At 65.2% G+C, this 23,064-nt stretch carries 16 protein-coding genes; 5 read left to right on the top strand and 11 right to left on the bottom strand.

What is annotated here, in order from left to right; translation table 11 throughout:
• Positions 1-8 precede the first annotated feature (8 nt).
• A complete protein-coding gene (locus A7D27_RS10330) occupies positions 9-1,085 on the top strand; it encodes a methionine ABC transporter ATP-binding protein (RefSeq protein WP_069564805.1) in 1,077 nt (358 codons plus the stop codon).
• Positions 1,069-1,722 carry a methionine ABC transporter permease gene (locus A7D27_RS10325; RefSeq protein WP_069564804.1) on the top strand — a complete coding sequence of 218 codons (654 nt, stop codon included), beginning with the start codon at positions 1,069-1,071 and terminating at the stop codon, positions 1,720-1,722. The genes A7D27_RS10330 and A7D27_RS10325 overlap by 17 nt, the downstream gene beginning before the upstream one ends.
• 91 nt (positions 1,723-1,813) lie before the next feature.
• Here A7D27_RS10325 and A7D27_RS10320 read toward each other — a convergent pair whose 3' ends face one another.
• Positions 1,814-3,064: an HD-GYP domain-containing protein gene (locus A7D27_RS10320; RefSeq protein WP_069561090.1), complete on the bottom strand. Its 1,251-nt coding sequence runs from the start codon at positions 3,062-3,064 to the stop codon at positions 1,814-1,816.
• Positions 3,065-3,298: 234 nt separating this feature from the next.
• Here A7D27_RS10320 and A7D27_RS10315 point away from each other — a divergent pair, with 234 nt between their 5' ends.
• Positions 3,299-5,029, top strand: coding sequence for a bifunctional diguanylate cyclase/phosphodiesterase (locus A7D27_RS10315; protein ID WP_069561089.1), 1,731 nt, complete (start codon positions 3,299-3,301; stop codon positions 5,027-5,029).
• Positions 5,026-9,930, top strand: coding sequence for a PAS domain S-box protein (locus A7D27_RS10310; RefSeq protein ID WP_139134076.1), 4,905 nt, complete (start codon positions 5,026-5,028; stop codon positions 9,928-9,930). The genes A7D27_RS10315 and A7D27_RS10310 overlap by 4 nt, the downstream gene beginning before the upstream one ends.
• 296 nt (positions 9,931-10,226) lie before the next feature.
• Here the strand turns inward: A7D27_RS10310 and A7D27_RS10305 are convergent, their stop codons facing one another.
• The 10 genes from A7D27_RS10305 to A7D27_RS10260 form a co-directional block, all read right to left on the bottom strand.
• Entirely contained in the window at positions 10,227-11,822 is a 1,596-nt protein-coding gene (locus A7D27_RS10305) for an isocitrate lyase (protein ID WP_069561088.1), read from the bottom strand.
• A 482-nt stretch (positions 11,823-12,304) separates the two neighbouring features.
• Entirely contained in the window at positions 12,305-13,114 is an 810-nt protein-coding gene (locus A7D27_RS10300) for a secretin N-terminal domain-containing protein (RefSeq protein ID WP_069561087.1), read from the bottom strand.
• Positions 13,111-13,740, bottom strand: coding sequence for a histone acetyltransferase HPA2 (locus tag A7D27_RS10295; RefSeq protein ID WP_069561086.1), 630 nt, complete (start codon positions 13,738-13,740; stop codon positions 13,111-13,113). The genes A7D27_RS10300 and A7D27_RS10295 overlap by 4 nt, the downstream gene beginning before the upstream one ends.
• Positions 13,741-13,748: 8 nt before the next feature.
• Positions 13,749-14,174, bottom strand: coding sequence for a GNAT family N-acetyltransferase (locus A7D27_RS10290; protein ID WP_044406283.1), 426 nt, complete (start codon positions 14,172-14,174; stop codon positions 13,749-13,751).
• Positions 14,167-15,333, bottom strand: a complete 1,167-nt coding sequence (locus A7D27_RS10285; RefSeq protein ID WP_069564803.1) for a cupin domain-containing protein — start codon at positions 15,331-15,333, stop codon at positions 14,167-14,169. The genes A7D27_RS10290 and A7D27_RS10285 overlap by 8 nt, the downstream gene beginning before the upstream one ends.
• A 61-nt stretch (positions 15,334-15,394) precedes the next feature.
• Positions 15,395-16,765 carry an adenylosuccinate lyase gene (purB, locus tag A7D27_RS10280; RefSeq protein ID WP_069564824.1) on the bottom strand — a complete coding sequence of 457 codons (1,371 nt, stop codon included), beginning with the start codon at positions 16,763-16,765 and terminating at the stop codon, positions 15,395-15,397.
• Between the two features lie 108 nt (positions 16,766-16,873).
• Positions 16,874-17,494: a high frequency lysogenization protein HflD gene (hflD, locus tag A7D27_RS10275; protein ID WP_069564802.1), complete on the bottom strand. Its 621-nt coding sequence runs from the start codon at positions 17,492-17,494 to the stop codon at positions 16,874-16,876.
• A complete protein-coding gene (gene mnmA, locus A7D27_RS10270) occupies positions 17,494-18,609 on the bottom strand; it encodes a tRNA 2-thiouridine(34) synthase MnmA (protein ID WP_069564801.1) in 1,116 nt (371 codons plus the stop codon). Before mnmA ends, hflD begins: the two co-directional genes overlap by 1 nt.
• Positions 18,610-18,669: 60 nt before the next feature.
• On the bottom strand, positions 18,670-19,116 hold the full coding sequence (locus A7D27_RS10265; RefSeq protein ID WP_069561082.1) for an NUDIX hydrolase: 447 nt from the start codon (positions 19,114-19,116) through the stop codon (positions 18,670-18,672).
• Positions 19,117-19,210: 94 nt separating this feature from the next.
• A complete protein-coding gene (locus A7D27_RS10260; protein WP_069564800.1) occupies positions 19,211-21,439 on the bottom strand; it encodes an NADP-dependent isocitrate dehydrogenase in 2,229 nt (742 codons plus the stop codon).
• 365 nt (positions 21,440-21,804) lie between these two features.
• Between A7D27_RS10260 and icd the strand changes: the two genes are divergently transcribed.
• Positions 21,805-23,061 (top strand): NADP-dependent isocitrate dehydrogenase, encoded by a 1,257-nt coding sequence (gene icd, locus A7D27_RS10255; RefSeq protein WP_069564799.1) that lies wholly within the window; start codon positions 21,805-21,807, stop codon positions 23,059-23,061.
• The last annotated feature ends 3 nt before the right edge of the window (positions 23,062-23,064 follow it).

Raw genomic sequence — 23,064 nt, 5'->3', positions numbered from 1 at the left:
AGGCCCACATGGTCAGTTTCAATCGCAACATCCGTCTGGACCTGCCGCACATCCGGCTGCAGGGATTGGGCAAGGCCTACCCGGGCAACCCGGGGCCGGTGCAGGCGCTGCAGGGCATCGACCTGGAGATCCGCCGGGGCGAGGTATTCGGCATCATCGGCCGCAGCGGCGCTGGCAAGTCGTCGCTGATCCGCACCCTCAACCGCCTGGAGAAGCCCTCGGTGGGCCATGTGGTGATAGACGAAGAAGACATCGGCACCTTCGACGAGAAGCAGCTGGTGCTGCTGCGCCGTCGCGTCGGCATGATCTTCCAGCACTTCAACCTGATGTCGGCCAAGACCGTCTGGCAGAACGTTGCCCTGCCGCTGAAGGTGGCGGGCGTGGCCAAGGCCGACATCGAGCGCAAGGTCGCCGAGCTGCTGGCCCTGGTGGGCCTGGCGGAGAAGCGCGACGCCTACCCGGCGCAGCTGTCCGGTGGGCAGAAGCAGCGCGTCGGCATCGCCCGCGCGCTGGTGCACCAGCCGGAGATCCTGCTCTGTGACGAAGCCACCTCGGCGCTGGACCCGGAAAGCACCCAGTCGATCCTGGCGCTGCTGCGCGACATCAACAAGCGCCTGGGCCTGACCATCGTGCTGATCACCCATGAGATGGGGGTGATCCGCGAGATCTGCGACCGCGTGGTGGTGCTGGAGCGCGGCCGGGTGGTGGAGCAGGGCGAGGTCTGGCGGGTGTTCGGCGACCCGCAGCACGCGGTCACCCGCACCCTGCTGGGCCCCCTGCGTCATGAACTGCCGGACGACCTGCAAGGGCACCTGGCCAACGAACCGGTGCCCGGCGGCGACCTGCTGCTGGACCTGTACTTCACGGGAGCCAGCGGCCGCGAGCCGGACCTGCTGGCCATTGCCCAGGGCCTGGGCGCGCGGGTGAGCCTGTTGCATGGCGGCATCGACCGCATCCAGGGACGTCCGCAGGGGCACCTGCTGGTGCGGGTCGGCCTGGCCGGGCTGGGCAGTACGCAGGTGCTGGAGCGCGCCCATCAACTGGCAGACAAGGTGGAGGTGCGCGGCTATGTCGCCCATGCTTGATCGGCTCTGGACCGGGCTGCTGGACACCCTGCTGATGATCGGCGCCTCGTCGCTGATCGTGCTGCTGGTGGGCATTCCGCTGGCCTTGGTGCTGGTGACCACAGGGCCGGGCGGGATCTTCGAGGCGCGTGTGCTCAACCGCACCCTGGGCAGCGTGGTGAACGTGCTGCGTTCGGTGCCCTTCCTGATCCTGATGGTGGCGCTGATCCCCTTCACCCGGCTGATCGCCGGCACCAGCTACGGCGTCTGGGCCGCGGTGGTGCCGCTGACCATCGCCGCCACGCCGTTCTTCGCGCGCATCGCCGAGGTGAGCCTGCGCGAGGTGGACTTCGGCCTGGTGGAAGCGGCCCAGGCGATGGGCTGTCAGCGTCGTCACATCATCTGGAACGTGCTGCTGCCGGAGGCGCGGCCGGGCATCGTCGGCGGCTTCACCATCACCCTGGTGAGCATGATCAACTCATCCGCCATGGCCGGCGCCATCGGCGCGGGCGGGCTCGGAGACCTGGCGTACCGCTACGGCTACCAGCGCTTCGACACGCAGATCATGCTCACGGTGATCATCGTGCTGGTGCTGCTGGTGACCCTGATCCAGTTCGGCGGCGACCGCCTGGCGCGGTTGCTGAACAAGCGGGCCTGAGGGCTTTTACTGGAGCAACAGCCCGGCAACAGGCTGTTGCCGGGTTTGCGGCGGCGCGAGGCAGGGGGCGGGCCATGTTTTCTGGCCACCCTCAGCCGGTGGTCTTGCGCCGGGGATCGGGGATGCCGGACCAGAGCTCGTCGAGGTTGCGGAAGTTCCAGTCCGCCGGGGATTCGCGGCCGACGATGCGGTCGCGGCCGGCGAGCTTGGCCAGGTCCACCACTTCCTGGGGGATGGCGGTCTTCAGCCTGGCGGAATAGAACACCTTGACCCGTGGCGTGGTGAGGGACTTCTCGTGCTGTTCCATCACCACGCCCAGTCGCCCGCTCTCCAGGCGCACCAGTGAGCCGGTGGGGTAGATGCCGATGGATTTGACGAAGGCCTGGAAGACCAGTTCGTCGAAGTGGTCCTTGCTCCATTCGGCCATGCGGCGGATGGACTCGGCCGGGTCCCAGCCGCGCTTGTAGGGGCGGTCGGAGGTGATGGCGTCGTAGACGTCGCAGACGGCGCCCATCTTGGCCATCAGGCTGATCTGGTCGCCGGCCAGGCGGTGCGGGTAGCCGGTGCCGTCGACCTTCTCGTGATGGTGCAGGCAGACGTCCAGCACCAGGGCGCTGACCTGGTGGCTCTCCAGCAGGATGCGCGTGCCTTCCTCGGGGTGCTTGCGTACGCACTGGAACTCGTCGTCGGTGAGCTTGCCGGGTTTGTTCAGCACGTCCATGGGGATGGCCATCTTGCCGATGTCGTGCAGCAGCCCGGCCAGGCCGGCCTCGCGCACCTGGGCTTCGCCCAGGCCGAGCTGGCGCGCGAGGGCGATCATCAGCGCGCACACGGCAACGGAGTGCATGTAGGTGTATTCGTCGGCGGTCTTAAGCCGAGCCAGGCTGATCAGCGCATTGGGGTGGCGAAGCACCGAGTCGGAGATTTCCTGCACCAGGCCCTGGGCGTCATCGACGCTGATGGCCTTGCCCATGCGGGCGTCGCTGAACATGCTCACCACGGCGTCCTTGGCCTTGGCGCAGAGCATGGCGGCGCGGCTGACCTCGCTTTCCAGGTCGGCACGCTCGATGGGCGGTGCCTGCTCGGCGGCGGCCAGGCGGGCGTCGATCTCGGCTTCGGCCTCCTCGACGCTGACGCTGGCCTGGTCCTGGTGGATATCCAGCCCCTTGCTGGTGTCGATCCAGACTTCATGGACATCGCTGTTGCGGATGCGCTGCAGGTCCTTGTCGGTCTTGACCACGAACTTGGCGCGGAAGAACGGGTGGTCCATCCATGAACCGCAGAACTCCTGCACGTACATGCCCAGTTGCAGGTCGGTGGTGGCAATGCGTTTGAGTGTCATGGCACTACTCTGACGGGGGAAAGGCGCTCGGCAGGGCCGGCTGACTTCACTATAGGCGGGCGATGGCCGGCTTTGTAACGCTGCCTGCAAGCTTGCACGGCTGTTCTATCTTGATTGAAGGCGCCGCGTGGCACGCGGCGTTCCTTCTTCGCCCGACGACCGTCCGGCGGCCCAATGGCACCGTGCCATATTCGTCTAGTCTCTCTGTCAATCAGGGAAAGCGAGTAGCAGGGAATGCAGGATTCTTTCAGCACCGAGCCGGTGATCCTGATCGTCGATGACCAGGCCAGCGACGTCCTCATCCTCAGCGAGGCGATCCGCGACCTGGCGTCCATTCATGTTGCCAACGGTGGGCCGGGGACGCTGGATGTTGCAAGGGCCTGCCGCCCGGACGTGGTGCTGCTGGACATCCAGATGCCGCTGATGGACGGCTTCGAGATCTGCCGGGCGATCAAGTCGGACCCGAAGTTGCGCGGGGCCTCGGTGCTGTTCGTCACCGCCCACAGCGGTCCGGAGAACGAGCTGAAGGCGCTGGAGAGCGGTGCCCTGGGCTTCATCCGCAAACCACTGAACCTGCCGCTGGTCCGCGCCCACGTGCGTGCCCACCTGGACCTGCGTGAGCAGGCCAAGCGGGTGGCCTGTTTCGATGCGCTGACTGGCCTGCCCAACCGCGCATTGCTGCAGGACCGTGCTGCCCAGGCCATCCAGAAGAACCGGCGCGGTGAGGGGCGGGTGGCGATGCTGATGCTGGATCTGGACAACTTCAAGTTTCTTAACGACACCATCGGCCATACCACCGGGGACCAGGTGCTGCGCGAGGTGGCCCAGCGGCTGTCTGCGGCGGTGCGCTCGGTGGATACGGTGAGTCGCCAGGGCGGCGATGAGTTCGTGGTGCTGCTGCCGGACGTGCAGGGCTTCGACGCGGTGGGGGATTTTGCCGACCGACTATTGGGGATCATCGCCCAGCCGCTGCTGATCAACGGCAACCGCTACGATCTCTCGGGGAGTATTGGAATCAGCTTTTTCCCCGACGATTGCGACAATTTCGAGTCGCTTTATCGCTATGCCGACGCGGCGATGTACCAGGCCAAGCAGGAGGGTCGCAATCGCTTCCGCTTCTTCTCCGAGCAGATCGAGAACAGCACCCGGGCCCGCCACATGCTCGAACGGCACATGCGCCGGGCGCTGGAGCAACGGGTGTTCGAGGTGTTCTACCAGGCCAAGGTGAACGTCACCGACGGCCGCCCCAGTGGCATGGAGGCATTGGTGCGCTGGCGCACCTCCGACGGGCAACTGGTGTCGCCGGCGGACTTCATCCCCCTGGCGGAGGAGACGGGGCTGATCATCCCCATCGGCAAGTTCGTGATGCTGCAGGCCTGCAACGATGCCCAGCGGATGATCGCCATGGGCTGGCCGGTGTGCATGAGTGTGAACATCTCGGCGGTGCAGTTCCGCGAGGAGAGCTTCCTGGGCATGGTCACGGCCATCCTCGAGGAGTCGGGCCTGCCGCCGAACCACCTGGAGCTGGAGATCACCGAAGGGGTGCTGGCCCACGATATCGACCGCACCCGAGCCATCTTGCTGGCGCTGAAGGAGATCGGCGTGCGCATCGCCATCGATGATTTCGGCACCGGTTATTCCAGCTTGGCCTACCTCAAGCGCCTGCCCATCGACGTGTTGAAGATCGATCAGAGCTTCGTCCGCGAGATGCTCACCGACCGCAGCGATGCGGCCATCATCGAGGCGGTCATCCGCCTGGCCCAGGCCCTGGACCTGGAGCTGGTGGCCGAGGGCGTGGAGTACCCGCAGCAGGCTCGGCGCCTGCAGGAACTGGGCTGTCAGTTGATGCAGGGCTACCTGTTCTGCCGGCCGCTGCCCTTCGAGGAGTCCTGTGGCTTTCTCGCCGAGCAAAGCGAGCACCCGCGCTGCTGGACGGCGCTGGACGGTGAGGGGGAGGCCGAGTGAAAAACCGCGGTCAGGTGTCCGTTCCGCTGGCAGCCATGCTGCTCACGGCGCTGGCGGGCATGCTGGTGACCGGGTTGCTGGCCGGGTGGCTGGAGCGGGCCAACCAGGCCCGTCTGCACAAGGCGCTGAGCGCTGCCGCCGAGCGGGTCGCCGATGGTGTGGTCAAGCGTCTGGAGCTTTACCAGTACGGCCTGCGGGGGGCCCGGGGCACGTTGCTGACCACCGGAGAGTGGGGCATGAGCCGGGAGCTCTTCGGGCGTTATGCGCGGTCGCGGGATGTGTCCAGGGAGTTTCCGGGGGCGCGCGGATTCGGCCTGATTCGCCGTGTCCCCAAGAATGAGCTTGAGGCATTCCTGGCGCGGGCGCGGGCAGACGGACCGGCCGATTTCCGGCTCCATGAGTTGTCTCCTCACGATGGCGAGCATTTTGTCATCCAGTACATCGAGCCCCTGGCAGGTAACGAACCTGCCATCGGGCTGGACATCGCCTCCGAGCGCAACCGCCGTGAAGCGGCGTTGTCGGCGATGCGCAGCGGTGAGGTTCGCCTGACTGCACCCATCACCCTGGTGCAGTACCTGGGCAAGCCCCATCAGTCGTTCCTGATCCTGATGCCGATCTATCGCGAGGGCGTGGTACCGCTCACCGAGGCCGAGCGGGAGCGCCAGTTGATGGGCTGGAGCTATGCGCCGTTGATCACCGAGCAGGTGCTGCAGGGGTTGGAGCTGGTGGATGAGTCGGTGCGCCTGCGCCTCCGGGACGTCAGCGAGGGCGAGGACGAACCGCTGTTCTACGAGGGCTCCGGGGCAACCTCGGAGGTCCCCGAGCTCTTGCAGGAGCGGGTGTTGCGAACGTTCTATGGGCGGCGTTGGCAAATCGAGCTCGCTGCGCTGCCGCTGTTTGCCGAGCGCTTGAACACGGCGTCGCCCGCCCTGGTCTGGGGCGGGGGCAGCGGGCTCAGCCTGCTGCTGGCGGCCTTGCTGGGGGCGAGTCTGGTCAGTCGGCGGCGCAAGCACCAGGTTCAGGCAGAGCAGGCGCGGCTGGCGGCCATCGTCGAGAACTCGGCCGATGGCATCGTTGGCCAGACCCTGGGGGGCGTGATCACCAGTTGGAATCAGGGCGCCGAGACAATCTTCGGCTACAGCGCCGAGCAGGCCATTGGTCAGGAGCTGGTCGGGCTGGTGGTGCCGGAGCGCGGCCACGATCAGGAGGAGGCGCTGCTGCACCAGGCCCTGCTGGGGGAGCGCATCAGCCTGTACGAGACCCGTTACCGGCGGCAGGACGGCAGCCTGGTGCATGTGGCTCTTTCTATAGCGCCGATCCTGGATGGCCTGGGCCGGGTGGTGGGCATCTCGCGCACGGTACGCAACACCACAGCGCAGAAGCAGGCGGAGGCGCGCATCCTTGAGCTCAATGCGGGGCTGGAGAGCCAGGTGGCCGAGCGCACCGCCCAGTTGTTGCGCACCAACGTGTTGTTGGATGGCGTGCTGACTGCCGCTACCGAGGTGTCCATCATCGCCACCGATCCGGACGGGCTGATCCGCGTGTTCAATCGTGGAGCCGAGCGCTTGCTGGGCTATTCGGCGGAGGAGCTGGTGGGGCGCCAGACGCCTGCGCTGCTGCATGTGACCGAGGAGGTGGTGGCTCGTGGTCGGGAGCTGTCCGCCTACTACGGCAAGCCGTTGCAGGGCTTTCGGGTGTTCGTCCAGGTGCCTGAGCTGGAGGGCTCCGAGGCGCGGGAATGGACCTATGTGCGCAAGGATGGCAGCCGCTTCCCGGTGACTCTGGTGGTGACCGCCATGCGCGATGAGCACGGGCGAATCACCGGTTACCTGGGCATTGCCCTCGACATCACCGAGCGCAAGGCCACCGAACGCCGCCTGGCGGAGAGTCTGGCTACAACTCGTGCGGTGCTGGATACGGCGGTGAACCCGGTTATCACCTTCGACGGTGAAGGACGCATCCAGACCTTCAATCCGGCGGGTGGCGTGGTGTTCGGGGTGTCGCCCGAGCACATGGTCGGGCGCTCCATCGAGGACCTGATCGAGCCGGTGTCTCTGGAGCGCTTCCACGAACTGCTGACTGGCTACGAGCAGCCGTTGGAGGGATTGGGGCCCAGCGGCATGGAGCTGTGGGGGCGACGCAGCGACGACAGCGCGTTTCCCATGCAGGTCACCCTGGCGCCGATGCAGGTGGGGGGCGAGCAGCGCATAGTCTGCGTGGTGACTGACCTCAGCGAGCAGTACCACCAGCGCAAGGAGTTGGTGGCTGCCCGCGACCAGCTATTGCTGGCCTCGGAGGTGGCGGGGTTGGGTATCTGGTCGTGGTTCCTGGATGACAACCGGCTGAACTGGAACGACCGCATGTTCGAGCTGTATGGGCAGCCTCGCAGCCTGCGGGAGCAGGGCCTGACCTTTGACCATTGGCGCCAGCGGGTACATCCGGACGACATGGATCGCGTCGTGGCGCAATTGCAGGGCGCCATCGCCGGGACGGCCGTCTACGATCCCATCTTCCGCATCGTGCGGCCGGACGGGCAGGTGCGCTACATCCAGGCAGCGGCGCAGATCGAGCGGGATTCCCTGGGACGACCGACCCGGGTGACCGGGATCAACCTCGACATCACTGCTCAGCGCGAGCTGGAGTCGCGCCTGCGGGACGCTCGCGACAAGGCGGATGCGGCCAGCGCGGCGAAGAGTTTCTTCCTGGCCAACATGAGCCATGAGATCCGCACGCCGATGAACGCGGTGCTGGGCATGTTGCACCTGGTGCAGGACACCGGGCTGGATAGCCGCCAGCTTGACTATGTGCTGAAGGCGCAGTCGGCGGCACGCTCGCTGCTGGGGCTGCTCAACGACATTCTGGATTACTCCAAGATCGAGGCCGGCAAGCTGCAGCTCGACCCTCACCCGTTCGAGCTGGAGTCGCTGATGCGTGATCTGGCGGTGGTGCTGGCGGGCAATCAGGGCGACAAGGATGTGGAGGTGATGTTCGACCTCGACGCCAACCTGCCGCTGCACCTGGTGGGGGACAGCTTCCGTCTGCAGCAGGTGCTGATCAACCTGGGCGGCAATGCGCTGAAGTTCACCAGCCGGGGCCAGGTGGTGGTGGCTTTCCGGCAATTGGCCTGCGACGACGACTCGGTGCTGCTGCAGGTGTCGATCAGCGATACCGGCATCGGTATCAGTCCGGAGCAGTTGGAGCGGATTTTCGACGGTTTCACCCAGGCCGAGGCGTCCACCTCGCGGCGCTTTGGCGGCACGGGGCTGGGGCTGGTCATCTGCAAGCGCCTGGTGGAACTGATGGGCGCCGAGCTGAAGGTGGAGAGCCGGGCGGGGGAGGGCAGCCGCTTCTGGTTCGATGTGCGGCTGGGCATCAGCGAGCCGGTCGCTGCGTTGCGCAGCGAATGCCCCTGCGTGGATGCACCGCTGCACCTGCTGGTGGTGGACGACAACCCGGTGGCGGGGGAGGTGTTGCTGCGCACGCTGTTGTCCCTGGGCTGGCGCAGCGAATACGTGATGTCGGGTGAGGCGGCCGTTTCGTCGGTGCAACAGGCTGCCCGACGTGGCGACCCGTTCGATCTGGTGCTGATGGACTGGCGCATGCCGGGGCTGGACGGTCTGGCCTCCAGCCGTGCTCTGGCGGCCTTGGGGGCTTCGGCACCTCGGGTGGTGATGATCACCGCCCACGGCAGCGAGGTGCTGGCGGACCAGCAGCAGAAGGGGCAGGCGCCGTTCGCGGCATTCCTCACCAAGCCGGTGACGCCGCAGCAACTCGCCACTGCCGTGCAGCGGGCGATCTGGGGCGAGGAGGGGGATACGGGCCAGCCGGCGGGTGTGGCGCGTATCCGTCATCTGTCCGGGCTTCGTCTGCTGGTGGTGGAGGACAACGCCCTGAACCGTCAGGTGGCTTCCGAGCTTCTCATGGGGGAGGGCGCCGAGGTGGCCCTTGCGGAGGGCGGATTGGAGGGCGTGCAGGCGGTGCTGGCGGAGCCGGAGCGCTTCGATGCGGTGCTGATGGACATCCAGATGCCGGACATCGACGGCCTTGAGGCCTCACGGCGCATCCGCCTGGATGAGCGCTGCCGGACGCTGCCGATCATTGCCATGACCGCCAATGCTTCGGAGCAGGACCGGCGCACCTGCCTGGAGGCGGGGATGAACGATCACGTCGGCAAGCCGGTGGACATCCAGCAACTGACCCGGGTGCTGCTGTTCTGGACCGGTGGGGGCGCGCGGGCACCGCTGGAGCCCCCGCCGCCCCGGGCCGAGCCGGATGCACAGGTGCTGCTGGAGCCGCCGGCGTCGATCCTTTCGCGCTTCGCCGACAACCTGACGCTGCTGCAGACGGTGCTGGTCAGCTTCCGCGAGGAGACCGAGCACCAGTTGGATCAGTTGCAGCAGGCCCGTGACGACGCTGATCTGCGCGGTGTGCTGGCGGTACTGCATGGCATCAAGGGCAGCACGGGCACCATGGGCGCGCGGGCGCTGTCGCATCTGGCCATGGAGCTGGAGAGTCGGGGGCGCGGACTGACGCCGGATACAGCGGCCCCTTTCCTTGAGGACCCGAGCTGGCTGCTGCAGTTGCGGGCACTGCTGGTGGAGAGCAACCAGCAGCTGCTGGAGCAGTTCCAGGTGGACGCTCTGGTCGGACAGGGCCAGGAGCCATTGCCGGCGCTGGATGAGGGCGCCTGGCGGGAGGTGCTGCAGCAGACGCTGGAGCTGCTGGCCAGTGGCTCGATCCAGGCATTGGACCGCGCGCGGGAACTCAAGGGGCGCGCCCCGGAAAGCCTGCAAGAAGCGGCGGCAGCTTTTGCCGCGCGGGTGGAGCGCCTGGACTTCCAGGGCGCTCAGGCCTTGGCTCGGGATCTCCTGCCCAGTGATACGGCGTCTTCGTCGGACTGACGGGTATCGGTGTTGATACCAGACTCCTGGAGGCGTTGTGAAACGGGTGACCGCCGGCGCTCAAGCCGGCTCGTTGAGGGCCAGGAACCGTTGCCGTCGAGCGTGGCGGAACAACGCGGGGGGCCTGCGTGCTCACCGGGAAGCGCCTGCGGCTGGTCAACGGCCAGTAAGGCGGGATCGATCGAGGTGAGGCTCTGCGCCCGCGGAGTAAGGCGGAATGAAAAAGGCCCCGGTATCGCTACCGGGGCCTTGAGGCATCCGGCTGGGCCCGAGGGCCCGCCGGTGAACAGTCCCTATTAGTGGAACTGGTTCATGGTGTTGTCTTTACCGCTTGCCTTCAGAGCCGCTTCGCCAGCGAAGTACTCTTTGTGGTTGTCGCCGATGTCGGAGCCAGCCATGTTCTGGTGCTTGACGCAGGCGATGCCTTGGCGCAGTTCCTGACGCTGAACACCCTTCACGTAGGCCAGCATGCCCTGGTCGGCGAAGTAGCCTTTGGCCAGGTTGTCGGTGGACAGGGCCGCAGTGTGGTAGGTCGGCAGGGTGATCAGGTGGTGGAAGATGCCGGCGTGGGCGGAACCGTCACGCTGGAAGGTACGGATCTTCTCGTCTGCAACCTGGGCCAGTTCGGTCTCGTCGTACTCGACGCTCATCAGCTTGGCGCGGTCATAGGCGGAGACGTCCTTGCCTTCAGCGGCCCAGGCGTCGAACACCTGCTGGCGGAAGTTCAGGGTCCAGTTGAAGGACGGGCTGTTGTTGTAGACCAGCTTGGCGTTCGGGATGACCTGACGGATGCGGTCAACCATGCCTTTGATCTGGCCAACGTGCGGCTTCTCGGTTTCGATCCACAGCAGGTCGGCGCCGTTCTGCAGGCTGGTGATGCAGTCCAGTACGCAGCGGTCTTCGCCGGTGCCCTGACGGAACTGGAACAGGTTGGACGGCAGGCGCTTGGGACGCAGCAGCTTGCCTTCGCGGTTGATCACGACGTCGCCGTTCTTCAGTTCGGCGGCGGAGATCTCTTCGCAGTCCAGGAAGGAGTTGTACTGGTCGCCCAGGTCGCCCGGCTGCTTGGTCACGGCGATCTGCTTGGTCAGGCCGGCACCCAGGGAGTCGGTACGGGCAACGATCACGCCGTCGTCCACACCCAGTTCGAGGAACGCGTAGCGAACGGCGTTGATCTTGGCGAGGAAGTCTTCGTGGGGAACGGTCACTTTGCCGTCCTGGTGGCCGCACTGCTTCTCGTCGGAAACCTGGTTCTCGATCTGGATGCAGCAGGCACCGGCTTCGATCATTTTCTTGGCCAGCAGGTAGGTGGCTTCCGGGTTACCGAAGCCAGCGTCGATGTCGGCGATGATCGGGACGACGTGGGTTTCGTAACCGTCGATCTGGGCCTGTACTTCGGCTTCCTTGGCCTTGTCACCGGCGGCGCGTGCAGCGTCCAGGGCGGTGAACAGCAGGTCCAGTTCGCGGGCGTCCGCCTGGCGCAGGAAGGTGTACAGCTCTTCGATCAGGCCGGCGACGGCGGTCTTCTCGTGCATGGACTGGTCGGGCAGCGGGCCGAAGTCGGAACGCAGGGCGGCAACCATCCAGCCGGACAGGTAGAGGTAGCGCTTGTTGGTGGTCTTCAGGTGCTTCTTGATGGAGATCAGCTTCTGCTGACCGATGAAGCCGTGCCAGCAGCCCAGGGACTGGGTGTAGACGGAGGCGTCGGCATCGTACTCGGCCATGTCCTTGCGCATGATGGCCGCGGTGTACTTGGCAATGTCCAGACCGGTCTTGAAGCGGTTCTGTACACGCATGCGAGCTGCGTACTCGGGGTTGATCGCGCTCCAGCTGCTGCCGTACTTCTCTTTCAGCGCGGCAACGGCTTTGATCTCGTTCTGATATGCGGACATGGTCAATCCTTCAAATGTGTATGGTTGAGCACCAACTTCCCCGGGCAAGGACCTGGAAGGCCATGGCGGGTTGCTCACCGCAGTACGCTGAGAATGGACCAGAGCGAGTGTGAACTCGGAGGGAGGGGTCGAGACGAACGGTGCAGGCGGCTTCGGTGATCGCTACCCGTGGCGCTTTCGGCTCGTGGATGCCTTGACGCACGAATAGGGGTGAAGTTTCGTCTGCCAGTTTCGCGGTGCTTCCCCGTCCCTCAGGACAACCTCGTTCCAGTCGCAACCTCGTCGCACTGCCTTTTGGGCTACACAACACGGGTCGGCTCGTTGGTCTGGAGCACGGCCCGGAGGCCCGTTTCAGGGCCCCTGGTTAGCGGGAGCGGGGCCATCATGCGCCTCAAACAGGTGTTCGTCAAACGTTTTTGTAGTGTTTTTTTATGGCTACTACAAAAGTCGTGTGTGCGACTGGATGGTCAGTTGGAGAGGGCTCAGTCGAGGCTGTCGACCTTCAGGCGCAGGGTCATGTTCTCGCCGCCTTGGGTGGTCTGGCGGTGCAGGAAACCACTGCTGTCGCTCTGGCTGGACTCGTTGACGCCGCCGACGGTGATCCATTCGCCGAGCCGGCCGCTGACGCGGGTGTCGGTGCTCTGGATGTCGATGGCGCCCGGTTGGGACTGGCTGAGGCGGTCACGGTTGCTGCTGAGGCTGACGTGCACGGTCTGCCCGGTGACGCTGGCGGTGACGTAGAAGCCGCGGGTGACGTTGCGGTATTCGGTGTTGGTGTAGACCTGCCCATAGGGCCCGGTGCTGGCGCTGGTGATGGGTACGCTCTGGCCGACCTGGATGAGGGCGGGATAGCCCTCGGTGGCCTGGACCTGCTGGACGCCGCCGCCCCGGCTGTCGGTGCTGCGGCGGATGATGCGCACCTGGTCGCGGCCGTTGACTTCGCCACGGCCGGCCTGGACGTCGACGCCGCCGACGCTGGCCGAGCCGTTGACGCTGTAGCCCCGGTCGTCCTGGTAGTTGCTGTCGCTGGTGTCCACCGATATCAGCAGGCGGCGCGGTGCGGTGTCGAGCTTGTCGAGCACGCCGCGCAGTTCCTGGATCTTCTGCGGGGAGGCATTGACGATCAGCTGGTTGCCGTAGGCGCTGACCCGACCTTCGCTGCCGATCACCGACTGCACCACCGGCATCACGTCTTCGGCGGTGCGGTAGTTGAGCGGGATGACTTCGGTGGCGGCCTGCAGGGGCAGGCTCAGGGCCAGACACAGGGCGGCGAGCAGGGCGCGTGGCGTCATAGCAGGAAACTCCGCAGGTCGGGGTCGCTGACGCTCTGGTCCCAGGCCTGGTCGAACTGGACCTGGCGCAGGCGGCAGCGGCCGGGGTCGTTGTACAGGGCGTAGCCGGCGAAGCTGTCCAGTTCCGGGCGCATCAGCAGGCCACGGTCGTCCACCAGCAGGTAGGCACACTCGTCGTTGGCGTGGTCCGGGTTGAGTCGGCGGATCTGGCTGTTGCTGGACAGGCGGCGCACGAGGTTGAGCAGGCGGTGGCCTTCCTTCACCGGGCGGGTCACGTCCCGGATCAGGATGCGCAGGCGGTTGCGCGGGTTGGCCAGAAGGAAGCGGGTGCAGGCCGTCTGGATGCTGCTGTGGTGATAGAGCCAGGACTCCAGGTCGGGTGTGTAGAGGTTGAGGTTGCGCTGGGCCTGTTGCAGGAGGGCCAGGGCGTGGGCGCGGGCCTCCTCGGGTTTGGCGAAGCGCTGCAGGGTGTCGTGCTGGCCGAGCACGAACGGGGCGGGTTCCCAGGGGGCGGGTTCGCGCAGATCCGGGACCGGGTTATGGACATCGAAACGCCCCGGTGAATGGAATTCGATGGCAGGCAGATCAGCCTCGATCTCTTCGTTTTCCGGGACGTTCGATTCCATGGGGACCTCTATTGGCTGTCGCGCACCATATCCACGTGGGGGATACCGGCTTCGATGAACTCCTCGCTGACCACGCGGAAGCCATGGCGTTCGTAGAACGGCGTGGCGTGGACCTGGGCCGAGAGCATCTGCTGCTTGAGGCCGCGGCGTTCGGCCTCGGCGATCACTGCTTCGAGCAGGCGATCACCGACATGCAGGCCGCGCCAATCCTTGAGGACCGAGACACGACCGATGTGGCCGTCGGGCAACAGGCGCGCGGTGCCGATGGCGTACTCGTGCTCGAGGGCGAGGAAGTGCACGGCGTCGGCATCCTCGGCATCCCACTCCTGTTCAGGCGACACGGATTGCTCGGCGATGAAGACGGCCTCGCGGATGCGTCGCAAGTCAGCGTTGTCCTTCTGCCAGTCGGCGATTCGGACGTGAATCTCACTCATCGGCAAACTCCAGACTTCCTTGCTTGATCAGTTCCCACAGAAGCTTACGCCCGTCTTCGTCAGCCAGCCATCGGCCGAGGTTCTCGATGTGCAGTGCATCGCTGGAGCACACCAGGCGCAGCAGTTCGCGCAGGGAGGAGGGCAGCAGACGGCTCTGGCCGCTGGCGAAAAGCACCAGGCCGATGTCCACTTCCGACCAGGCCATGCGCGCGCTGGGGTTGCGGATGATCACGGCGCCGTCTTCGATGGCGCCGACGAAGGCTTCTTCATCGACTTCGATGCCGGTGACCAGTTCGGGGTAGCGCGGCTCGGTCATGAACTGGCCGAACCAGGTCAGCAGCAGGCGCTCGTCGCTCATGTGCTCGGCGATCAGGGCCTTGAGGCGGTCGAGGGCGTCCTGCTGGATCTGGTGCGGGTCTTCGACCGGCTGGATGTCGGCGTCGCTGTAGCGCTCCTCGTCCGGGATGAACTGGGCGAGGAAGTCGGTGAAGTGGGTGAGCACTTCGGCGGCGCTGGGGGCGCGGAAGCCGACCGAGTAGGTCATGCAGTCGTCCTCGGCGGTGCCGAAGTGGGCGAGGCGCGGCGGCAGGTAGAGCATGTCGCCGGGTTCCAGCACCCATTCGTCGGTGCCCATGAATTCGGCGAGGATGCGCAGGTCGCCGTGGGGCAGCAGCGGGCTGTCGGCGTCGCACATCTGGCCGATGCGCCAGCGGCGGCGGCCGTGGCCCTGGAGCAGAAAGACGTCGTAGTTGTCGAAGTGCGGGCCGACACCGCCGCCCGGGGCGGCGTAGCTGATCATGATGTCGTCGATGCGCCAGTTGGGCAGGAAGCGGAAGTGTTCCAGCAGTTCGCCGACTTCCGGGACGAACTGGTCGACGGACTGCACCAGCAGGGTCCAGTCGCGCTCGGGCAGGTTCTGGTAGGTGTCCTCGGCGAAGGGGCCGCGACGTAGCTCCCAGGGGCGCTCGCCGTGTTCGAGGATGATGCGCGACTCGACTTCCTCTTCCAGGGACAGGCCGGCCAGCTCATCAGGGGAGATGGGGCTTTCGAAGCCGGGGATGGCCTGGCGGATCAGCAGCGGCTTCTTCTGCCAGTAGTCACGGAGGAATTCGCGGGCAGAGATGCCGCCGAGGATTTGCAGGGGAAGATCGGAAGTCATGGCAGTGAACCTGTGAAATAAAAACGCCCGGCACGGCCGGGCGTATGGAGGCGGTTGCCCGTCAGATGCGCTTGGCCTGGGCCACGGCGTTGCCGATGTAGGCAGCCGGGGTCAGTTTGCGCAGTTCGGCCTTGGCTTCGGCAGGGATGGCCAGACCGTCGATGAAAGTCTGCAGGGCTTCGGGGCTGATGCCCTTGCCGCGGGTCAGTTCCTTCAGCTTCTCGTAGGGGTTCTCGACGCCGTAACGACGCATGACGGTCTGCACCGGCTCGGCCAGGACTTCCCAGCAGGCGTCCAGGTCTTCGGCGATGCGCTGGGCATTCAGCTCCAGCTTGCCGATGCCCTTGAGGCTGGCTTCATAGGCGATGACGCTGTGGGCGAAGCCTACGCCGAGGTTGCGCAGCACGGTGGAGTCGGTCAGGTCGCGCTGCCAGCGGGAGATCGGCAGCTTGCTGGCCAGGTGCTGGAACAGGGCGTTGGCGATGCCGAGGTTGCCTTCGGAGTTCTCGAAGTCGATCGGGTTGACCTTGTGCGGCATGGTGGAGGAGCCGATCTCGCCGGCAACGGTCTTCTGCTTGAAGTAGCCGAGGGAGATGTAGCCCCAGACGTCGCGGTCGAAGTCGATGAGGATGGTGTTGAAGCGGGCGACTGCATCGAACAGTTCGGCGATGTAGTCGTGGGGCTCGATCTGGGTGGTGTAGGGGTTCCAGTTCAGGCCCAGGTCGCCTTCGATGAATTCGCGGGCGTTGGCTTCCCAGTCGATGTCCGGGTAGGCGGACAGGTGGGCGTTGTAGTTGCCGACGGCGCCGTTGATCTTGCCGAGCAGCGGGACGGCGGCCACCTGGGCGATCTGGCGCTCCAGGCGGTAGACGACGTTGGCCATTTCCTTGCCAAGGGTGGTGGGCGAGGCGGGCTGGCCGTGGGTGCGGGACAGCATGGGAACGTCGGCAAAGCGCACGGCGAGATCGCGTATGGCATCGGCCAGTTGGCGCATGAGCGGCAGGATCACCTGGTCGCGGCCTTCGCGCAGCATCAGGGCGTGGGACAGGTTGTTGATGTCCTCGCTGGTGCAGGCGAAGTGGATGAACTCGCTGACCTTGGCCAGTTCCGGCAGCGTGGCGGCCTGCTCCTTGAGCAGGTATTCCACGGCCTTCACGTCGTGGTTGGTGGTGCGTTCGATTTCCTTGATGCGCTCGGCATGCTCGAACTGGAAGTCTTCGGCGAGCTTGTCCAGCAGGGCGTTGGCTTCGGCGGAGAAGGGCGCCACTTCCGGAACGCCGGCGTGGGCGGCGAGGCGCTGCAGCCAGCGCACTTCGACCTGGACGCGGAAGCGGATCAGGCCGTATTCACTGAAGATCGGACGCAGGGCGCTGGTTTTGCCGGCGTAGCGGCCATCGACGGGGGAAACCGCAGTGAGCGAAGAGAGCTGCATGGAGGGGGTCTCGGGCAGGTCGGTCAACGAAAAGGGCGCACATGATACATGAAAACCGACTCGGTCGCCGCGCTCGACCGGTCGCCTTCCGGCGACCGGTTGTTGGGGTCACCCTCGCAGCAGGGGGTAGAGCTCGGCGAGCAGCTTGCGACGGCTGAACAGCAATTGCCAGCGGTGGCCGCCAAGCTGGCGCCAGAGGCGGGCTGAGCGGATGCCGGCGAGCAGCAGGGCGCGGATCCTGGCGGCGTTGGTGGGCTGTTGCAGGTAGCGCATGTCGCCATGCACCTGGATGCGCTGGCGGAAGGTGCTGAGGGTGTCCTGGTAGAGCGAGGCACAGGAGGCGACGACATTGTCGTGGGACGGGCCGAAGTGCTGGACCTGCTGCTGGATCTGGTCGAGGCGGCTGCCGATCTGGTCGAGCATGTCGTCGCGCTTGGCCAGCTGGCGTTCGAGGGTGAGCAGCGACAGGGCGTAGCGCAGGGGCTCGCGCTGTAGGCTGGCAGGCTCGCGTTCGAGTGCGCTGACCAGGGCCTTGTAGCCGTCGCGCAGGTTGATGTCGTCGCCGCCGTACACGTCCAGTGTGCTTTTCGGATCGCGTACCAGCAGGCTGCCGATCATGCAGGCGAGGGGGGCTTCGCTGATCTGCCCGGTCTTGGCGATGCGGTCGACCAGGGCAGCGGCTTCGAAGACGCCGCCAAGGGCGATGAGCTGTTCGTTCAGCGGGGCCATCAGCTGCGTTCCTCGCTGTACCAGGGCTCGGCACTTTCGATCACGCCGCCGCCGAGGCACACCTCGCCGTCGTAGAAGACCACGGACTGGCCGGGGGTGACGGCGCGCTGGGGCTCGGCGAAGACGGCGCGGTAGCCGTCGGCTGTCTTCTCCAGGGTGCAGACCTGGTCAGCCTGGCGGTAGCGCACCTTGGCGGTGAGCGGGCGCGGGGCGTCCAGTTCGATGGGGTTGACCCAGAAGATCTCGGAGGCGAGCAGGGCGCGGGAGAACAGCCACGGGTGTTCATTGCCCTGACCGACCACGAGGACGTTGCGGGCGACGTCCTTGGCGAGGACGTACCAGGGCTCGTCGCTGGCGTCCTTCATGCCGCCGATGCCCAGGCCCTGGCGCTGGCCGATGGTGTGGTACATGAGGCCGTGGTGGCGGCCGATGACTTCGCCATCGGTGGTCTCGATGTCACCCGGTTGGGCTGGGAGGTATTGCTTGAGGAAATCGCTGAAACGGCGTTCACCGATGAAGCAGATGCCGGTGGAGTCCTTCTTCTTGGCGGTGGCCAGACCGTGTTTCTCGGCGATGGCGCGGACTTCCGGCTTTTCCAGTTCGCCGACGGGGAACAGGGTGCGGGCGATCTCCTTGCCGCCGACGGCGTGCAGGAAGTAGCTCTGATCCTTGTTCGGGTCCAGGCCTTTGAGCAGTTCGGTGCGGCCGTCGATATCGCGGCGGCGCACGTAGTGGCCGGTGGCGATGAGGTCGGCGCCGAGCATCAGGGCGTAGTCGAGGAAGGCTTTGAACTTGATCTCGCGGTTGCAGAGGATGTCCGGGTTGGGGGTGCGGCCAGCCTTGTATTCGGCGAGGAAGTGCTCGAACACGTTGTCCCAGTACTCGGCGGCGAAGTTGGCGGTGTGCAGCTTGATGCCGATGCGGTCGCAGACGGCCTGGGCGTCGGCCAGGTCTTCCTTGGCGGTGCAGTACTCGGTGCCGTCGTCCTCGTCCCAGTTCTTCATGAACAGGCCTTCCACCTGGTAGCCCTGTTCCATCAGCAGGAGGGCGGAAACCGAGGAGTCTACGCCGCCGGACATGCCGACGATGACGCGGGTGTTGGCTTTATCGGACATAGGGATCTGTTGCTGCTGCAAAAAGAACGGGATTCTACCAGTTGCGGCGAATGGGGGCGATCAGGCCGGGTCGCGGATCAGGGCCAGGGGAAAGCGCTCACCTGTCAGGTAGTCGTCGACGCAGCGCAGGACGAGGCGGCTGCGCCAGCGGTCCTGCTGGGCTGCCAGCTCGTCACGGGTGAGCCAGCGCGGGCCGATGATGCCGTCGTCCAGTGCCAGGTCGGGGCGATGGCGCAGGGGGCGGGCGGCGAAGCAGACGCGCTGGTAGGTCACGCCATTGCTGGGGGCGGTGTACAGGTAGATGCCGGTGACGGCGGTGAGTTCGACCTCCCAGCCGGTCTCTTCGAGGGTTTCCCGCAGGGCGGCCTGGGGTAGCGTCTCGTCGGCTTCGAGGTGGCCGGCGGGCTGGTTCAGGACGGCCCGGCCGTCGGCTTCTTCCTCGACCAGGAGGAAGCGACCCTGGTCTTCGACCACGGTGGCGACGGTGATGTGGGGTTGCCAGGTCATGGTGTGGCTCCTTCTGAGGGGGCGACATGTTCGCAGGGCTGCGCCGGAAAAAGAAACCCCGGGACATGCCCGGGGTTCTGGTACTGCAGGTCGTTTAGGCGACCAGTCCGTCAATGACCGCATTGAAGGTGGCGCTGGGGCGCATCACTTGGCTGGTCAGGTCGGGGTTGGAGCGGTAGTAGCCACCGATTTCGGCAGGCTTGCCCTGTACGCCGTTGAGTTCGGCGACGATGGCGGCTTCCTGCTCGGTCAGGGCCTTGGCAACCGGGGCGAAGTGGGCCTTGAGTTCGGCGTCTTCGTCCTGGGCGGCCAGGGCCTGGGCCCAGTAGAGCGCCAGGTAGAAGTGGCTGCCACGGTTGTCGATCTCGCCGACCTTGCGGGACGGGGACTTGTTGTTGTCCAGCAGTTTGCCGGTGGCTTCGTCGAGGGTCTTGCCCAGCAGCTTGGCCTTGGCGTTGCCGGTCTTGATGCCGGTCTCTTCGAGGGAGACGGCCAGGGCCAGGAACTCGCCGAGGGAATCCCAGCGCAGGTAGTTCTCTTCCACCAGTTGCTGCACGTGCTTGGGCGCGGAACCGCCAGCGCCGGTTTCGTACATGCCACCGCCTGCCATCAGCGGGACGATGGAGAGCATCTTGGCCGAGGTGCCCAGTTCCATGATGGGGAACAGGTCGGTCAGGTAGTCACGCAGGACGTTGCCGGTCACCGAGATGGTATCCAGGCCGCGGATCATGCGTTCCATGGAGACGCGGATGGCTTCGTTGTAGCCCATCATGCGGATGTCCAGTCCGGTCAGGTCGTGGTCCTTGAGGTACAGCTCGACCTTCTTCTGCAGTTCGCGGTCGTGGGCGCGCTCCGGGTCCAGCCAGAAGATGGCCGGGGTGTTGGACTGGCGGGCACGGGTGACGGCCAGCTTGACCCAGTCGCGGATCGGGGCGTCCTTGGTCTGGCAGGCGCGCCAGATGTCGCCGGCTTCCACTTCGTGCTGCATCAGGACGGTGCCGTCGGCGGCGACGACGCGCATGGTGCCGTCGGCGGTCATCTCGAAGGTCTTGTCGTGGGAGCCGTATTCCTCGGCCTTCTGCGCCATCAGGCCAACGTTCGGTACGCTGCCCATGGTGGTGGGGTCGAACGCGCCGTTGGTTTTGCAGAAGTTGATCATTTCCTGGTAGATGCGGGCGTAGGTGCTTTCCGGCATCACGGCCTTGGTGTCTTTCTGCTTGCCGTCCTTGCCCCACATCTGGCCGGAGTTGCGGATCATGGCCGGCATGGAGGCGTCGACGATCACGTCACTGGGGATGTGCAGGTTGGTGATGCCCTTGACGGAGTCGACCATCGCCATTTCGGGGCGGTGGCTGTAGACCTCGTGGATGTCGTGCAGGATCTCTTCCTGCTGGGAGGCGGGCAGGGCTTTGATCTTGTCGTAGACGCTGCTGATGCCGTTGTTCGGGTTGACGCCCAGTTCCTTGAACAGGTCGCCGTATTTGTCGAAGACGTCCTTGTAGTAAACGCTGACGGCGTGGCCGAACACGATCGGGTGGGAGACCTTCATCATGGTGGCCTTGACGTGCAGGGACCACATGACGCCGGTTTCTTTGCAGTCTTGCAGGGTCTGTTCGAAGAAAGCGCGCAGTTTCTTGCAGCTCATGAACATGCTGTCGAGCACTTCGCCGTCCTGAAGGGCCAGCTTTTTCTTGAGCTCGACCTGGCCGTCCTTGCCGACGAATTCGATGCGAACGTCACCGGCCTTGGCCATGGTGATGGACTGCTCGCTGGAGAAGAAGTCGCCGCCACGCATGTAGTCGGCGTGGGAGCGGGAGGCCATGCTCCACTTGCCCATGGAGTGAGGGTGCTTGCGGGCGTAGGCCTTGACGGCTGCCGGGGCGCGGCGGTCGGAGTTGCCTTCGCGCAGGACCGGGTTCACGGCGCTGCCCAGCACCTTGGTGTAGCGCGCGCGGATTTCCTTCTCTTCTTCGCTCTGCGGATCTTCAGGGAAATTGGGGACGTTGTAGCCCAGTGCCTGGAGTTCGGCGATGGCGCCCTTCAGCTGCGGTACCGATGCGGAGATGTTCGGCAGCTTGATGATGTTGGCGTCGGCGGCGGTCGCAAGGGTCGCCAGGTAGGCCAGGTCATCCTCGATGCGCTTGTCGGCGGGGAGGGTGTCGGCGAAGGTGGCGAGGATGCGTCCGGCGAGGGAGATGTCGCGGGTCTCCACGTCGATGCCGGCGGAGGCGGCGAATCCCTTGACGATGGGGAGGAGGGAGTAGGTGGCGAGCGCTGGGGCTTCGTCGGTGAAGGTGTAGGTAATCTTCGGACGGTTGGGCATTAACGTTTGACTCTCTTCTATGCTGGACGCGCACAGACTCTCGTAGCGCACCGGTAGATGCAGTCGCTCAAACGGATCTGATGTTGAGCAGTGCCGAGAATTGCCGCGGAGGGGTAATGGAGCGCCAGTAGAGCGTTGCTCGGCCCGATCATGATGGTGGTCTGGCCGCTTCAGGGTCAGTTGAGCCTGGTCCCAGACTGCTCGACCCAGGTGACCATGAGGTCACGGCGCGCAGTGTACCATTCCTTTCGGTTGGCTGGCTCTGGCACGATGTTTCGACTAAGGAAGATATGGTCGATGACCGCCCGTTTGGAGTAGGCTCACGGGCCGCAAGAGCATTCTCAAACCACAATATGGAGCTCAGCATGGGATACCAAAAGATCCAGGTTCCGGCAGTCGGTGACAAAATCACCGTTAACGCGGATATGTCCCTGAACGTACCGAATACCCCCATCATTCCCTTCATCGAGGGCGATGGCATTGGTGTCGACATCAGCCCTGTAATGATCAAGGTCGTGGACGCTGCCGTGTCCAAGGCTTATGGCGGTGAGCGCAAGATCGCCTGGATGGAGGTCTATGCCGGCGAGAAGGCCACCCAGGTCTACGATCAGGACACCTGGCTGCCCAAGGAAACCCTGGAGGCCGTGCGCGACTACGTCGTATCCATCAAGGGCCCGCTGACCACGCCGGTGGGCGGTGGCATCCGCTCCCTCAACGTGGCCCTGCGCCAGGAGCTGGATCTTTACGTTTGCCTGCGCCCCGTGCGCTGGTTCGAAGGCGTGCCGAGCCCGGTCAAGAAGCCCGGCGACGTGGACATGGTGATCTTCCGCGAGAACTCCGAGGACATCTATGCGGGTGTCGAATGGAAGGCGGGTAGCCCTGAGGCCGAGAAGGTCATCAAGTTCCTCACCGAGCAAATGGGCGTCAAGAAGATCCGCTTCACCGAGAACTGCGGTATCGGCATCAAGCCTGTTTCCGAGGAAGGCACCAAGCGCCTGGTTCGCAAGGCCCTGCAGTACGCAGTGGACAATGACCGCAGCTCTGTGACCCTGGTGCACAAGGGCAACATCATGAAGTTCACCGAAGGTGCCTTCAAAGAGTGGGGCTACGAGATTGCGCGCCAGGAGTTCGGTGCCGAACTGCTGGATGGTGGGCCGTGGATGCAGTTCAAGAATCCTCGCACCGGCAAGGACATCGTGGTGAAGGACGTCATCGCCGACGCCATGCTGCAGCAGATCCTGCTGCGCCCGGCCGAGTACGACGTGATCGCGACCCTCAACCTCAACGGCGACTACCTGTCCGATGCCCTGGCGGCTGAGGTTGGGGGGATCGGTATTGCTCCGGGCGCCAACCTGTCCGATTCGGTGGCGATGTTCGAGGCGACCCACGGCACTGCACCGAAATACGCTGGCCTGGACAAGGTGAATCCGGGCTCGGTGATTCTTTCCGCCGAAATGATGCTCCGCCACATGGGTTGGGGCGAGGCTGCGGACCTGATCATCAAGGGTGTGAACGGTGCCATTGCGGCGAAGACCGTCACCTACGACTTCGAGCGTCTGATGGACGGTGCCAAGCTGCAGTCCTGTTCCGAATTTGGTGACGCCATCATCACGCACATGTAATTG

The organism is Pseudomonas sp. 1D4, assembly GCF_001728925.1.
In the GTDB taxonomy this organism is placed as follows: domain Bacteria; phylum Pseudomonadota; class Gammaproteobacteria; order Pseudomonadales; family Pseudomonadaceae; genus Metapseudomonas; species Metapseudomonas otitidis.
The sequence above is the reverse complement of the archived record's forward strand: the minus strand, read 5'-3'. Positions and strand labels throughout refer to the sequence as shown.

Bases quoted from the DNA above. Each gene is read 5' to 3' on its own strand.
- purB (WP_069564824.1), bottom strand. From the start codon at position 16,765: ATGCAGCTCTCTTCGCTCACTGCGGTTTCCCCCGTCGATGGCCGCTAC.
- A7D27_RS10265 (WP_069561082.1), bottom strand. From the start codon at position 19,116: ATGACCTGGCAACCCCACATCACCGTCGCCACCGTGGTCGAAGACCAG.
- A7D27_RS10285 (WP_069564803.1), bottom strand. From the start codon at position 15,333: ATGACTTCCGATCTTCCCCTGCAAATCCTCGGCGGCATCTCTGCCCGC.
- A7D27_RS10295 (WP_069561086.1), bottom strand. From the start codon at position 13,740: ATGGAATCGAACGTCCCGGAAAACGAAGAGATCGAGGCTGATCTGCCT.
- mnmA (WP_069564801.1), bottom strand. From the start codon at position 18,609: ATGTCCGATAAAGCCAACACCCGCGTCATCGTCGGCATGTCCGGCGGC.
- A7D27_RS10315 (WP_069561089.1), top strand. From the start codon at position 3,299: ATGCAGGATTCTTTCAGCACCGAGCCGGTGATCCTGATCGTCGATGAC.
- A7D27_RS10260 (WP_069564800.1), bottom strand. From the start codon at position 21,439: ATGCCCAACCGTCCGAAGATTACCTACACCTTCACCGACGAAGCCCCA.
- hflD (WP_069564802.1), bottom strand. From the start codon at position 17,494: ATGGCCCCGCTGAACGAACAGCTCATCGCCCTTGGCGGCGTCTTCGAA.
- A7D27_RS10320 (WP_069561090.1), bottom strand. From the start codon at position 3,064: ATGACACTCAAACGCATTGCCACCACCGACCTGCAACTGGGCATGTAC.
- A7D27_RS10290 (WP_044406283.1), bottom strand. From the start codon at position 14,174: ATGAGTGAGATTCACGTCCGAATCGCCGACTGGCAGAAGGACAACGCT.
- A7D27_RS10330 (WP_069564805.1), top strand. From the start codon at position 9: ATGGTCAGTTTCAATCGCAACATCCGTCTGGACCTGCCGCACATCCGG.
- A7D27_RS10300 (WP_069561087.1), bottom strand. From the start codon at position 13,114: ATGACGCCACGCGCCCTGCTCGCCGCCCTGTGTCTGGCCCTGAGCCTG.
- A7D27_RS10305 (WP_069561088.1), bottom strand. From the start codon at position 11,822: ATGTCCGCATATCAGAACGAGATCAAAGCCGTTGCCGCGCTGAAAGAG.
- A7D27_RS10325 (WP_069564804.1), top strand. From the start codon at position 1,069: ATGTCGCCCATGCTTGATCGGCTCTGGACCGGGCTGCTGGACACCCTG.
- icd (WP_069564799.1), top strand. From the start codon at position 21,805: ATGGGATACCAAAAGATCCAGGTTCCGGCAGTCGGTGACAAAATCACC.